Here is a 13,720-nt window from a genome sequence, read left to right on the forward strand (position 1 = left end):
CCTACGCTGTATACGGCAATACTTTTCGTACAAAACCTAGGTTTGGGGGCTTGATTCGCACGGACCCTAGACCACGCCTCGAAGGTATTCGAACATGACTGTCGTATCCTTGTAAGCCAATTCGAAAAGCCTATCTGTACAGGCATTCTTTTCATTCGGAAGAATGTAAATTGGTGAATATTCGAGTTTGTGCATCAAATCAACTGTGACGATCCGAGCCATTTCCAAAGCAGGCATTTCATGGACCGCTAATGAAGGCTCTATTTCCATTAGTTGCGCAACATTCATCAGCCACTGACTGATTTTGATCATGCTTGGTTGGGTAGAAAACTCTTCGATCATACATACATGATCTTCGTGATCGTCAACAGAAACGATTTTTGAATTAAAGTTAGCATCAACGACGATTGAGTAAAATATTTCATCCTCGCTATATAGATGAGCAATATCTTTTCCAAGAAAAACTGAATCGACATTTCCATATTTTAAATGTCGTGGCCGTGTACGGTCCGAATGGTCCGCTGGCTTAGGAAATATAGTTCTCCTATAAAAAGGCTTGTCTATATTGAAAGTGTAATCACTAAGTAAATGAGAGAGATCATTACCGATCGCTGTCTGCCAGTCTATCTTGTTATGTTTCTTACCTCCGAAGTTTGACAGGCAGTTGTGCGTCCAATAGCCAAGGCGTTCCCAGTATATTGCTATAAGCAGAGGCTGCTGATGCGCAGCTGCATATTGGCGCAAGGTATGTTTTTGTTTGGGGATAATGCTGCACTGCGTTTTATCACCTTTCACGTACTTGACGTCAATAAGCAACGGGAATTTACCTTTTTGGGAATCTTCGACTAAAAGCAAATAGTCAGGGATTTGAAAATCTTTTTTGTATTTTTCAGCTTGAGCCTGATGAAGCCCGCTTATATTTTTTATCCAAGGTAAAGAAGAATATATATGCTTGTAATTGTCCTCGATGGTCAAGCCAGTGGTGATTCGTTTAAAGTTATCTTTGATAGACTTGCTTGATATTTGCTGGAGAAGAGTTTCGAGCATATCTGGGGGAAGATCGAAAGCGGTTTTTAACTGGTGCAGAATGTTGGCTTTCTCCATGTCACTCATATTGTGTCCTTACGTAAGACGCGATTAACAAAGATGCATTAGCTTTATGAGCTTTTTCAATCCATGCGGATCTAGGTCTTGCAGACCTGTTCGTATGCTGGTAAAACTCGCTCCCATATGGAATTTGAGCAAGGATCGCCGTTAATGTACCCCACAAACCGACAATATATCTACCTGATTGCCAAACTGACCGTCTGTTTTTTTTGTGTGACCCTGCTTTTCGCCGGGTGCTATTGGTGCTTGGCAATTTCAGGCAAGCCTATTTTTAAAGATATCCCATACTCAGGCTTCTGGGACGCAGGCTATTTTAGCCTAGTTACGATAACTACTCTTGGATACGGCGATCTGCAGCCTTTGGGCTTCGCTCGTTTGCTTGCGGGCTTGGAAGCAGTCACAGGGCTAGTTTTTGCTGGTTATGCAATTTCACAGGTAGTATCTCTCAAGCAAGAGAAGCTGATAGAGCATCTAGTCAAAGAACGTTTTACGTTCCAATACAATGCGTGTTTGACGAGTTTGGTTGAGGGGAAGGAGCTGATCAGTGATCGTAGGCGCGAAGGCAGAGAGCTGATCAGCGACCGCAGACGCGACGGCATAGGGTCCTCAGTAATTACGAGCAGCCAAGGAGTTCAAAGCAGCCCTAGCCTGGCTACCCGTCAGTTCATGTTTAATCAGGGCAATCCCTTTTATCCGGCTCTTCGCAGTATGAAGACGCTCAATGAATGCGCAAACTATGCCCATGATCATAAGCAAACGATAGCATTATTATCTACAGTCGAGGCCGCCTTCCACCAGATTGAAGAGCTAATAAGTGTTGTACGAAAGTACCTGATTACATTGAACGAGTTGAAGGTAGAATGGAATACGTCACGCACTTTGAGAATAATAAAGGATCTACTCGAAGAGATTACTATTTTCATTAAGCGTTATCTAAAGTATACAGCGTTATTTAGTGAAGCCTACAAAAATGGTGCGAGGCCTTATCTACAAGTATGTCAGGCGCGTCTCGATGAGGTCCGCTTAATTATTTCAATTCGGCCGATCGGCAAACATTGAGCATGTTTTCAGCGAGGTATTGTTGAAATCATGCGCTTTTAAAAAAGTATATGCTTCTCACGTATATAAATAGCGCGGATCCTACAGCGCGACTAGTTTGGTGTAGAGTAGTTCGTGATGCGGAAAATGGAGGCGTGGATAAGTTTTATAGCGCCCCTGCCCTTTGCAAAAACTCCGCAAGTACTAATCTTGCGCGGTAATTTATTTTTAAATTCAACCACTAATATTTCAAATGAAATCAAAGGAAGTCAAGGATGAATATTAATCCCGTTCACGCCGCTGTAGGGGATCTCTTCGGGGACAAGACGGTTTTTTCCGTTCCTAAGTATCAGAGAGGTTACGCTTGGGATTCTGATTCAATTCAAGACTTTATCTCTGATGTGGACATATGCTATCGCTCGCGGGTGAGCGGGAAGGAGCGAGAGCATTTTCTTGGTGGAATTCTTAGTATAAAGACCGATGTTGACGGGGTTGCAAACGCTGTTCATTATCAGTTGGTTGATGGTCAGCAGCGAATAACCACGATTGTTTTATTTGGCTATGCTCTAATGAATGTGCTAAGTGATCTCTTGGACCATCTACATGATGCGGAGTTAATAAAGCGAGTAGAGCACTATGTAAAAAAGCTCAACTTATCATTTGTTGTTCATGAACAGGTAGTTAATCGAGTAGTTACAAGTGCCAATGTTCTAACCTTGTCCAAGAAGGACGAGCGTTATTTCCGAGGGCTGCTGGGTGGGCACGATCCAAAGTGCGAAATTGATTCGCATGAAATGCTGTCTTTTGCACTATCTGAGATTTTTTCTTATTTAATAAAGGTTCAAAAGCAATTTGCTAACTTTGCAGAGCAAATAGATAATCTTGAGCACATGCATGATGTGCTTTTGATCGATTTCTCACTACTTCACATGATCGCGGAGAACAAGCCAGACGCATATCGTTTGTTCCAAGTTATTAACGACAGGGGGGTTTCCCTTACAGATGGAGATTTGCTCAGAGTAAGGACCCTAGAGCTTCTGGAGGGATACGATAATGAGCAGTCGACCGCTGAGCAAATTTGGGACGATATACTTTCAGACAAACCCAATAGAACTTATGATTTTTTGCAGTGGATATATGAATCTTACGCATATATGTCACCGCCACTGTAAAAATGACCCCCTAACGCCAACCTAGAATTGACCCCCTGGGTAAAACTGGCGGCTTTGAGCTGCCAATATGTTGACCCAGGAGCAGTCTGTGGAAATTAAAGTATTGGCCCGTCAGGGCCATGGCATCAAATTCATCGCCCGTGAGCTGGGTATTTCGCGTAACACCGTGCGCAAGTACCTGCGAAAGGCCCGGTCGCTACCCAGTGACAAGGTGAGACCCGCACGTCCGTGCAAAATCGACCCCTTCAAGGACTACCTGCATGAGCGTATTGAGGCAGCGCGCCCGCACTGGATTCCGGCGACCGTCCTGCTGCGTGAGATCACGGCATTGGGGTACAGCGGCGGCGTCAGTCGTCTGAAGGCTTATATTCGCCCCTTCAAACGTAAGGCAGAAGAGCCGGTGGTACGTTTCGAAACTCTGCCCGGCAAGCAGATGCAGGTGGACTTCACCACCATTCGACGAGGCCGTCAGCCGCTTAAGGCGTTCGTGGCGACACTTGGTTTTAGTCGAGCAAGCTTTGTCCGTTTCTCCGAGCGAGAGGACAGCGAAGCCTGGCTGACAGGGCTTCGGGAGGCGTTCGCTTACTTTGGCGGCGTGCCCGAGCAGGCATTGTTTGATAACGCCGGAACCATCATCACCGAGCGAGACGCTTTTGGGGAGGGCCTGCACCGTTGGCATCCCCGATTGGCTGCGCTGGCCGATGAGTTTGGTTTTATTCCCAAGGTCTGCCGCCCTTACCGTGCCCAGACCAAGGGCAAGGTTGAGCGCTTCAACGGGTATCTGAAGGGCAGTTTCATTACCCCGTTGGCCGCTACGCTCAAGAGTGCGGGTCTGACGCTGGATGTGGTGACGGCCAACGCACATATCGGCCAATGGCTCGACGAAGTCGCTCATCAGCGGATTCACGGCACGACGGGTGTTCAACCAGCGGTACGTCTGGCCGAAGAGCAGCAGGTACTATTACCACTGCCAACACAGAGCCTGCGCCCACAACCCGCCCAAGGCCTACGCCTGGGGCGGGTCCTGCCGTACGAGAGCTTGCAGCATCCGCTGTCGGTTTATGAGCAACTGCTGGAGGTGAGAGCATGAACCTTCAACATGCTCGCCTGACAGAACTATGCAAGGGGCTAAAGCTTGAGCGCGTCGGGGTGGACTGGCCGCACCTTGCCCAACAAGCAGCAAGCGGCGAAGACAGCTTTGCCGACTTCCTCGAAAAGCTGCTGGCTGCCGAGACCGATGCCCGAAGTGAACGCTCTCGACAGGCCCTGCTGAAAACTGCCGCGCTGCCCGCCGTGAAAACGCTGGAGCAATACGACTTCGCGTTTGCCACCGGCGTCCCCCGGGCACAGCTCCAGGAGCTGGCAGCATTGAGTTTTGTTGGGCGTACCGAGAACATCGTGTTCCTGGGGCCTAGTGGTGTAGGCAAGAGCCACCTGGCCATCGCCCTGGCCTACCGGGCAGTGATGGCCGGTATCAAAACCCGCTTCGTCACTGCGGCTGACTTGATGCTGCAACTGACCGCTGCGCACCGCCAGGAACGGCTCAAGGAATACTTCAGTCGTGTGGTGATGGCCCCCGGGTTGTTGGTCATCGATGAAATCGGTTACCTGCCGTTTGGTCGTGATGAAGCCAACCTGTTCTTCAATGTTGTCGCCAAGCGCTACGAGCAAGGCAGCCTGATCCTCACGAGTAACTTGCCGTTTACCCAGTGGGCCGGAACCTTTGCGGATGATCAAACACTGACAGCGGCCATGCTGGACAGGCTGTTACATCATGCCCATATCGTGCAGATGACAGGTGAAAGCTATCGACTCAAGGACAAGCGCAAAGCAGGAATCAAATCGTCTCGGGCCGAACCGGCTCGAAAATATGAACCCGAGGGGGGTCAAAACTAAGTTGGCGATTTAGCACGGAAGGGGGTCACTTTTTAGTTGGCGTTGACACATATAAGAGGGCTAGATCTGGTGCATTAGCTGATGTGTACATGGAGGTTTTTTTTAACGGACTAACTCCAGGAGGGATAAAGCAGAAAAATGCTAAATATATAGTTGAGCAGCTGAAAATCATTAGTGCAGATGTAGATCGCTGTAGGGCTTTTATGAAGGGAGAGTGGGTCTTTGCCGATCAAAGGCCAGTGACTCCGTGGGATAGAACTCGGTTAGCTAGTTTGATCGTCCACCTAGGGCATACACTTAGTATTCCTCTATTGCTTGCTGCAACTGAGTTGGGGCATGTGAAGTTCAGGGATATTATTTTGATGCTTGAGCGAGCTTTTTTTAGATACAAGACTATTTGTAACGAACATGTTACACCTTTAAAAAGCCTGTATTATTCAGAGTGTGAAGCAATACGCACTGAAGGCGCCAAATATACTGTCGGCTCGTTGAGGTGTAAGCTAAGGGAGCTGCTAGATGACCGTGCGCCTTTAAATAACTTCATAAACGGATTAACATCACTACATTATCAGAGCAAAACAGGAGGAAATAAAAATATAAAACACTTCTTGATTATGCTAGATTCATATTTTGCATGGTATCAGAATGGCGCAAATGGAACACCAAAGTGTCTTGAAGGAATAGATTGCTGGACTTTGGTGAGACGTCCATAGAGCATATATACCCGAAAAATGCAAAAGCAGCAGATGTTGATGATGAGATGGAATCTAGAAAAAACTCAATTTGCAATCTAACTATTCTAGATCCGGAAATAAATTCATTGGCAGACAACCAAAACTTTACAGCAAAAAGAAGTGTCTTCAAGGCATCGTCAATAGCTCTAAATCAGGAAGTAGGTAAAAAACTCAAATGGAATCTTAAAGCATCTTTGGAGTATGAAAGAAAAATATTAGAGATGGCTAGGCATGTATTTGCATTTAATTAGAAACCGTTGGTTCCGGCTGTAGCTGATGTTCGCGCCGCTTTCATGTGTATGAAATTAAAATGACTAAGCCGTCTTCGCTTGAGTGGAGTCTGTAGGAGTTAATAAGGCAAGCTTTAACTTGCCTTATTACCATCTATAGCCTGAGTGCGCACCGTCATGATAGGCGAGCGCATTTTACTAGTTTAGGAGCTTGTTACTTCCTAATTAGCTGTGCGATATCTTTTAAAGAGCGCACATGCCCCATTTTATGTAGGCCAACCTCGATTAGAGAAGCGACATGCCTAACTGGCTCCCAATCTAAACCATTTTCATACGTGAATTGCCTAAGAAGCGCTTCGTAAATGTCTAAATGTTCACCAAATAAAGTGGGTGCGTTGAATTCTTGCCCTTCTAGGTCCGATACGCTCGCGTTGCCAAGACCACTCTCATCAGCTAACGCAAGTGCGATCGCAAATCTGCTCAAAATATTAGGTGTTAGACCAGTTTTTGATTTTAGATATTTCAGCTTTGCAGTAGATGAAGCTGAAATTTTAAACTTGTGCGGGAATACGTTCATGTGTGTTGTGTCCACCGCCAGAAATAGCCTTCCTCTGCTTGAGTAGACCGAGTTTTTGGGTTGTATACCAGGTGATAAGAGTGTGAAATACTCCCTTGTAGGCCTTCATAAAAGGCATAATCAATTTCCGTATCCGTTGAGAGAATAATCACTTGATGGCTGGTTTTTGGGAAGTAATTTTCGACGAGCTTTTTACGATGAATAGAGTCCAGACGCCCAAGGGGCGTATCAATCACTACTGGTAAACTCCTACCCGACGTGCGAGCCAACGCCTCCAGAATAGAGATTGCGAAAATCTGTTTTTCACCTGCGGACAATTCATCCTTACGAAGCGTTACCCCTTCTTCGTCTATAAGAGCAACCTCGAAAGAAATTGGGTTGATCTGGATGCTGAGATGCCGATCATCTTTACGAGCGAGACCATTAAAGGAGGTATAAAACTGCGACTCAAGCTCTTTCAGCTTTTCTATCCTGGCGCGAGTAGAAAATTCTTTTAGAACATCTCTCGCGTTTTGCGCAAGCCCGGTCAGTCGCTCTACCTCCTGGCTCTCTGCAATTTCTGTATACAGGTCGTCTAATTGTCGTGCTGCGTTCGATAAATGATTGAGAATCACCCTAGCTTCGTCAGCCAACACAGACCTCTGCTCGTCAAGCGCGGACAAGCGCCCTTGTAGCTGCCCTTGCTCGTTAAATAGAGGCATTAGAACTACCTCTTCTGGGGCTCTTCCGATATTTTCTTTTGCAGACTCTATACCTGTATCCTTGTTTTGAAGTGTCGCAACGAGAGCGGCAGTTCTTTGCTCGAGTGACTTCACATCGTTCGCCAAGCGATATGTGATACTGGAACGCTGGGTGTCCGAAAGTTCATGCACTGGCGATTGAACTTTATCGCCCCGATCTAGCTCTGAACCAAATGTCCTGAGAAAAATATCTTGAACAGCAGGACGCTGCTTCTCACTAATTTTGAGAGTTGATTCGAGTTCTGCCAGGAAATTCTTCTGCTGGCGGTCTAGGTATTCAGCAAGGATCTGTGCTTTTTCTACTCGCTGCTCAGAGTCCAGTTGCGCTAGGGTCTGTTCCCGTTTCACATTGGCAGCCACAGAAAAGCGCAGGCCATTGCTATGACGCTTTCATAGTTTCTCTTGAGTTTGTCGAACCGAGAAGCCGCCGCCCGGAAATGCTTCAACCGGGCAAAGGCGTTTTCTACGAGATGTCGATTGCGATATAACCCTTTGTCCAGATCTGCGTTCCCTTTCAGAGAATTGCGCTTTCGTGGAATCACCACTTTGCTGCCTTGCTGCTCGACCTGAGCGCGTATCGCTTCAGTGTCGTAGCCCTTGTCCGCAATGATCACTTCTGCATTGGGCATCTTGGCAATCAACGAGGCCGCCTGCGAACAATCATTGGTCTGGCCTCCGGTCACGTCAAATGCAATGGGCAGCCCACAAGCGTCTACAGCCAGGTGAATCTTGCTGGTGTTACCGGCTCGGCTTTTTCCGATGGCCTGGTCCTGCGTGCTGGCAGCACCTGCACTGTGCTGATGAGCCTTTACATAACTGCCATCAATGAAAACCCACTCCATGTCAGGATCGGTCATCAGCACCTCAAGCACCTTGACCCACTTGCCTGAAGCAGACCAGGCATTGAACCGCTTGTAGACCTTGCTCCAGTTTCCAAACGCTTTCGGCAGGTCTCGCCAAGGGCAACCCACACGCATGCGGTACAGCATGCCTTCAACCGTGGTGCGCAAATCTCGCTTGTTGTAGATCGATTCGTGCAGCAAAATTTCTCGAAGCTTCGGCCAGTGCTCATCACTGAGCATTAATCGGGGCATTGCAGGCTCGTATTGGTGTTGTGTGAGAACTCCAACAATACGGGCCTGTTCTCATAGAGATCAATGGGTTACGTCGAAACGGGAACAGACCCTAGGAGCTTTTCATTTAGATTTCGAGTAATCGCAAACGGCATTAGGCCACTCAGAATCTCTTGTAATGTATGCTCTATAGCCTTCTTCTCGCTGATCAACGAGTCAAGGTTATCTATTTCTTGCCGTCTGGTAGCGCTCCAGGCGCCACCGCGCGCATTAATACTCGCCTCAATATTGGCCAAGTTTTTGTTAGCCTCAACGGTATTTACACGCAAGATCAGAAGCTTTTCACGTGTGTCTGCTAGTTGCTTCTTAAGATCTTCATAGGTACGTTCAGCTTCGCTTATTCTTTTTTGACGGTCTTCGGATGCTTTTTTTACTGAACGACCTCTGATGATCACGGACAAGTCAGAATGTAACCTCTCTATGAGGTCCAAACCCAAAAGCTTGTTGATAGAATCTCGGAGGGCGTCTCCTGATGTTTCTTCGGCAAGGCTTGCTATTTTTTCGCCGTCGAAGAAAAACAATTCGGACACGCCAATTGGGATTAGCTCATTTAGAAACGCTTGTGCCTGATCATATGACAGCTCAGTCAGATTCTGGCCGTCTTTAGAAATGATCAGGCCTTCTTTTACCTTCCCGCCATGATCAACAAACCAATCTCGGGTTAGTTGATAGCTTGAGATAACTCCGTACTGTGCGTAGCGGAAGGTGAGCTCGACAGCTGCTCGGGTAGGTTTGGCGATACTGTTGTGCGCTCTGTGGATGCAATCGCGTAGATACTGGTGATAGTCTGTGACCGTGGCGCCGGGGCCCAGTACTCCTTTACCGTACAAGGCAAGTTTAAGTGCGCTTAGGATTGTTGTCTTACCGCCCCCGTTGAGACCGCCGAACAACACGATAGGCGCGCTCTTGCCTCTTTTGATCTTGGGAACCAGATCAAAGTCGTGGGCTCCGCTAAAAACCCGGAAATCAAGTAACGAAAGAGAATCTATAATCATTGCAGCAAGCCATCTAGGTCGGCTTTCAAAAGTTCGAAAGCGGTTTTATAAGTTTCGTTAACTGTTTTTGGTATGGCACGACGTTCCAGCGCCTCATCAAGCCCTCCCCAATCCTGCTCCAAGATCTTTTCCAGTTCTTCTAAAATTCCTTTCCGACGTGAAAGGCCTGAGAAAGACAACTCGGTATCAATCAGCTTCATGATCAGGACAGCTGGAACTCCGTGCTCCTGCTCTAATGTCTTGAGGATTGCCGCATCGGGCTCAGTGAACGCGCCTGCGTCGTTCTTGATCCACTCGACTGTGTCCTCCGGATAAACCTCAGCGTAAATTTTGGGCAGTGAATCAATCCAGTCCGGTTCATTCGGATCTTTTAGCCATTGCTGACGGATCACTTGCAGCTCATCGCGACCGATGAGCTCAATTTCACGGTCGGTCTCTCGAATGCCTTTCTCTATCTCCAAAAGCAGCTTCAACCACTCTTTGCGATATTTCATCCAATACGGGCCAGGCACGTGCTTAGTTGCCGCATTTGAATCGTCGTCGATAGCCCCTCTAGCGAAGGTCACTTTCCCGGTACGACGTTTGTAGTTACGGTATTCGGTTTTATTTTCGGGTAGCGAACTGGCATGCAGTTGATTGCGGAACTGAAGTAACGGCAACATCCAGTCCTCACCACTGCTCACTAGGCCTTCGATCGCCTTGTCATGTGTCACGACAGTGCAAGTCCAGCAACCGAAACGAGAATTTCCGCATGATGGTGTATTGGTATCAATGACCAGTGGGCACTCTCCAGCGTTTGAGTCTTTGTATAGCTCAAAGAGCACTCGGTTCGAGCCACCCCAAGGCCTTTCGGCACTCATTAGAAATTCCCAGACGTCGTCAGCATGCCATAGCTCAATGGGCATGTAGGTATAGGCATTTGGCAGGGTTGTGTGTCGGCCCAACGCCGATCCGTCGATTTTGTGACGTGTGATCACCTGCGCACGCGTGTTGCTTTCTTCGCGTCTCGAGCCGAGTACCACCACAACCTCACCGAAACGGGCGACCTTGTCCTTTATAAACTCGCTGACCGGGTCGATTTTCATCCGCTCTGTGCACCAGCGAAATGCCTTAGTCGGCGCTGGGTAGCCCTTACCTAGGAGGTTGGCCCAGAACGTTTCACCAACTTTAGGGGTGACGGAATGGGCTGTCATCGGAATCTGATCTTCAGCTGCTTGAGTATTTACCGAATCAAGTACTTGGCGGATCATATCTACGACTACTGGGGTTTCTACTCGAGTGTCGGAGGAAACAACATATACGTGCTTATGGCGCTCCTCTGGCGGCAACATCTTCAAGGCATAGTATGTGAGCGAAAGGATGACAGTAGAGTCCTTGCCGCCGCTGAAACCCACCACCCAAGGGCGATTATCTGCCTTATAAATGCTTTGAAGCTCACGAACGGCATCCGCCAATGGCCTACCAGAAATGATCGCTTCCTGGACGAAGTCATCATGGGATGGATAGAGAAATTGATCATTACTCATTTTTGAGGAAACCTGTGTTCTAACTCTCGTTCAGCCGTGGATAGCGGCACGCCAAGTTTTTTCTTGATAAGACTTGCTGTGAGCGCCACGTTCGTTGTGGCTTTCGAGATCCGACCGTGAACCATGGCGCGACCTTCCCACTCAGGGTTGGCCCTTGACCAGTCGACATGACGGAGCTGGCTGAGTGAACCGCCCCGGGTTTCTCGGAGACTCCAACCTTTGAGAGGATGGAGCGATGAAAAAACTACCGAAGTATTCCCCAGAGGTCCGTGAGCGGGCCATCAGGATGGTTTTCGAACACCTTCCTGAGTACGAGTCGCAGTGGGCCACCATCAGTGCCATTGCCCCCAAGATCGGCTGCACGCCCGAGACATTACGGCTGTGGGTTCGCCAATCTGAGCGCAACAGCGGCCAGCGTGATGGGCTGAGCACAGTCGAACGTGAGCGAGTCAAGCTCTTGGAGCGTGAGAACCGTCAGTTGCGTCAAGCTAACGAGATCTTGCGTAAGGCCTCAGCCTATTTTGCCCAGGCGGAGCTCGACCGCCCATTCAAACGATGAAGACGTTTATTGATGAAAACCGCCAGTCTTACGGGGTCGAGCCGATTTGCAAGGTGTTGCCAATCGCCCCGTCGACGTACTACCGGTACGCTGCTCAGCAGGCTGACCCCAGCCAGCAGTCAGCGCGTGCGCAGCGTGACCAGGAACTGGGTGAGCACATCCAGCGAGTCTGGGATGAGCACTTCCAGGTATATGGCGTGCGCAAGGTCTGGCGACAATTGCTGCGTGACGGACTGCAAGTCGCCCGCTGTACGGTGCAACGTCTGATGGGAGAGCTGGGCCTGCAAGGCGTGGTACGCGGCAAGCCCGTCAAGACGACGGTCAGCGACCAAGCCAGGCCGTGCCCGCAGGATCATGTCAACCGTCAGTTTGTGGCTGAGTGCCCGAACGCCCTATGGGTATCGGACTTTACCTACGTCAGTACCTGGCAGGGTTTTGTTTACGTGGCCTTCATCATTGATGTCTTTGCCCGATTCATCGTCGGTTGGAAGGTGTCCAGTTCAGCGCGTACCGATTTTGTACTCGATGCACTGGAGCAAGCCCTTTACGCCCGTCGCCCAGTCAAGCAGGGTGGACTCATTCACCACAGTGACCGTGGCGTGCAGTACGTGTCCATTCGCTATACCGAGCGTCTTGTCGAAGCCGGTATTGAGCCATCGGTCGGGAGTGTCGGTGACTCTTACGACAATGCTTTGGCTGAGACCATCAATGGTCTTTACAAGGCTGAAGTGATTCATCGACGCTCTTGGCCCACACGGGGGGCGGTGGAGCTGGAAACCCTGAAATGGGTGGACTGGTTCAATCACCGCCGCCTGCTGGAGCCAATCGGTCATATTCCACCGGTCGAAGCAGAAGCAATCTATTATCAGCAACTCACCGAGTCTGCCCAGGTGGCATGACTCAAACAAAAGGGTCTCCGAGAAACCCGGGGCGGTTCAGAGGGTTGACTTCCACTCGGAGTCCTTGCGAATAATCAGCTCCGCTCCGACAAGCCCCATTGCTTGAAGCATCACTCCGTGGGCATGAATGTAATTGTCCCGTAATTCGGACGTTGACAGCTCTTTGTTTTTTGCTCTGATCCAATCTGGCATTTGCATGGAAACCTCTTCCCAGAAGGCTTTGGCGAGCTCCCGCTCATTCTGCGCAATGAAGTCGCCTTTCCCTTTTTTCATTAAAACGCGGGAGGCGTTTTTTATGGCACTGAGAGTGAATAGCTTAGAGCTGCGAGGGGATAGGCTAGATTTCTCCAGCTCCGTCATCCTGGAAAAAACCTCTACGTTTTTGGCGAGATACCTAGCTAGATCAGAAATTTGATCTCTATGATCGTAAAGCGTGCTGATGGAGTTGCTCGGCCGCACAGCGTGCTTGTTGAGATCGGCAAACATTTGCTGACTACGATTCAGGCCTTCATCAATGAAAAACAGCACGGGAATATTGTCATAGCCTAACTCTGGATTTTCACGAATTGCTTGCTCAATGGCTGCACGTCGATGCTGACCGTCATTGATTAGTATCTGGGCCTCCATCGGAATGGTCAGGGTACCGACGCTTTGCTCTAGACCTGTGTCGGAAGCAGGATTGAATTGGACGACTCCATCAACGGACGCGGTAATTGCAGATAGGGTGTAGTCGTCGCGATTATCAAGCAAATATGCGGAAATCTCAGGAACCCTAGCCAGGTTCAACGTGCGTTGCGCCCGCAAATCCGCGGGCACATTGTCCTCGTTGAAAATGAAGATCTTCGGCACAAGGCGCATCGGACACATCGCTATGTAACAAGGCCTACCGGCTTGGATGCCTCTGACGCAGGGAAAGGAGTGAGTATAAGTCGTCATCAGTTCGCATGTTTTTTTACGGTAAGTACGTTATTTTGCACATTTTTAACATACACGCAAGGCAGAATGGGAATGTCGTGGGGCTGGCTGCCGGGCGGTGAGTCCCAATCACTTGGGGCAGGCGTCGTAGGGTGGGTGTGCAGATCCAAGCATGACAAATCGCCCTGCGTAAGATTGG

At 48.9% G+C, this 13,720-nt stretch carries 15 protein-coding genes and 1 other annotated feature; of the genes, 7 read left to right on the forward strand and 8 right to left on the reverse strand.

All coding sequences use genetic code 11. From position 1 onward, the window contains the following. Window positions 1–66: 66 nt before the first annotated feature. Window positions 67–1,113: a hypothetical protein gene (locus AC4ANK_RS01775; RefSeq protein ID WP_460384057.1), complete on the reverse strand. Its 1,047-nt coding sequence runs from the start codon at window positions 1,111–1,113 to the stop codon at window positions 67–69. Between the two features lie 144 nt (window positions 1,114–1,257). Between AC4ANK_RS01775 and AC4ANK_RS01780 the strand changes: the two genes are divergently transcribed. The 6 genes from AC4ANK_RS01780 to AC4ANK_RS01805 all read left to right on the forward strand — a co-directional run bounded on the left by AC4ANK_RS01780 (window position 1,258) and on the right by AC4ANK_RS01805 (window position 6,198). After that, complete coding sequence (locus AC4ANK_RS01780; RefSeq protein WP_460384059.1) at window positions 1,258–2,166, forward strand: potassium channel family protein; 909 nt, start codon at window positions 1,258–1,260, stop codon at window positions 2,164–2,166. 254 nt (window positions 2,167–2,420) lie between these two features. Beyond that, the gene (locus AC4ANK_RS01785; protein ID WP_460384061.1) at window positions 2,421–3,317 is read left to right on the forward strand and encodes a DUF262 domain-containing protein; all 897 of its coding nucleotides are present in this window, start codon (window positions 2,421–2,423) and stop codon (window positions 3,315–3,317) included. Between the two features lie 67 nt (window positions 3,318–3,384). Then, entirely contained in the window at window positions 3,385–4,407 is a 1,023-nt protein-coding gene (gene istA, locus AC4ANK_RS01790) for an IS21-like element ISPsy4 family transposase (RefSeq protein ID WP_460383174.1), read from the forward strand. Beyond that, window positions 4,404–5,213 (forward strand): IS21-like element ISPsy4 family helper ATPase IstB, encoded by an 810-nt coding sequence (gene istB, locus AC4ANK_RS01795; protein WP_460383172.1) that lies wholly within the window; start codon window positions 4,404–4,406, stop codon window positions 5,211–5,213. The genes istA and istB overlap by 4 nt, the downstream gene beginning before the upstream one ends. 89 nt (window positions 5,214–5,302) lie before the next feature. Continuing rightward, complete coding sequence (locus tag AC4ANK_RS01800; protein WP_460384063.1) at window positions 5,303–5,926, forward strand: hypothetical protein; 624 nt, start codon at window positions 5,303–5,305, stop codon at window positions 5,924–5,926. Continuing rightward, window positions 5,899–6,198, forward strand: coding sequence for an HNH endonuclease family protein (locus AC4ANK_RS01805; RefSeq protein WP_460384065.1), 300 nt, complete (start codon window positions 5,899–5,901; stop codon window positions 6,196–6,198). The genes AC4ANK_RS01800 and AC4ANK_RS01805 overlap by 28 nt, the downstream gene beginning before the upstream one ends. 193 nt (window positions 6,199–6,391) lie before the next feature. Here AC4ANK_RS01805 and AC4ANK_RS01810 read toward each other — a convergent pair whose 3' ends face one another. The 6 genes from AC4ANK_RS01810 to AC4ANK_RS01835 all read right to left on the reverse strand — a co-directional run bounded on the left by AC4ANK_RS01810 (window position 6,392) and on the right by AC4ANK_RS01835 (window position 11,411). Beyond that, window positions 6,392–6,754, reverse strand: coding sequence for a DndE family protein (locus tag AC4ANK_RS01810; protein ID WP_460384067.1), 363 nt, complete (start codon window positions 6,752–6,754; stop codon window positions 6,392–6,394). Beyond that, window positions 6,751–7,854, reverse strand: coding sequence for a DNA sulfur modification protein DndD (dndD, locus tag AC4ANK_RS01815; RefSeq protein ID WP_460384069.1), 1,104 nt, complete (start codon window positions 7,852–7,854; stop codon window positions 6,751–6,753). The genes AC4ANK_RS01810 and dndD overlap by 4 nt, the downstream gene beginning before the upstream one ends. Further along, on the reverse strand, window positions 7,839–8,588 hold the full coding sequence (locus tag AC4ANK_RS01820; RefSeq protein WP_460382697.1) for an IS5 family transposase: 750 nt from the start codon (window positions 8,586–8,588) through the stop codon (window positions 7,839–7,841). The genes dndD and AC4ANK_RS01820 overlap by 16 nt, the downstream gene beginning before the upstream one ends. Before the next feature lie 68 nt (window positions 8,589–8,656). After that, complete coding sequence (locus AC4ANK_RS01825) at window positions 8,657–9,622, reverse strand: AAA family ATPase (RefSeq protein WP_460384071.1); 966 nt, start codon at window positions 9,620–9,622, stop codon at window positions 8,657–8,659. Then, window positions 9,619–11,148, reverse strand: a complete 1,530-nt coding sequence (gene dndC / locus AC4ANK_RS01830; RefSeq protein ID WP_460384073.1) for a DNA phosphorothioation system sulfurtransferase DndC — start codon at window positions 11,146–11,148, stop codon at window positions 9,619–9,621. Before dndC ends, AC4ANK_RS01825 begins: the two co-directional genes overlap by 4 nt. After that, window positions 11,145–11,411: a DNA sulfur modification protein DndB gene (locus tag AC4ANK_RS01835; protein WP_460385113.1), complete on the reverse strand. Its 267-nt coding sequence runs from the start codon at window positions 11,409–11,411 to the stop codon at window positions 11,145–11,147. The genes dndC and AC4ANK_RS01835 overlap by 4 nt, the downstream gene beginning before the upstream one ends. Here AC4ANK_RS01835 and AC4ANK_RS01840 point away from each other — a divergent pair. After that, window positions 11,384–12,606, forward strand: a protein-coding gene (locus AC4ANK_RS01840; RefSeq protein ID WP_095178853.1) for an IS3-like element IS51 family transposase whose coding sequence is annotated in 2 segments (ribosomal slippage) — window positions 11,384–11,669 and window positions 11,669–12,606 — 1,224 coding nt in all. Because the reading frame shifts where the segments join, the coding sequence is not laid out codon by codon here. The genes AC4ANK_RS01835 and AC4ANK_RS01840 overlap by 28 nt on opposite strands. Continuing rightward, window positions 11,662–11,778: a sequence feature (AL1L pseudoknot), on the forward strand. (Overlaps the previous gene by 117 nt.) A gap of 36 nt (window positions 12,607–12,642) precedes the next feature. Here the strand turns inward: AC4ANK_RS01840 and dndB are convergent. Further along, window positions 12,643–13,542: a DNA sulfur modification protein DndB gene (dndB, locus tag AC4ANK_RS01845; protein WP_460384075.1), complete on the reverse strand. Its 900-nt coding sequence runs from the start codon at window positions 13,540–13,542 to the stop codon at window positions 12,643–12,645. Window positions 13,543–13,720 lie beyond the last annotated feature (178 nt).

Source organism: Pseudomonas sp. Pmew2, assembly GCF_058129885.1.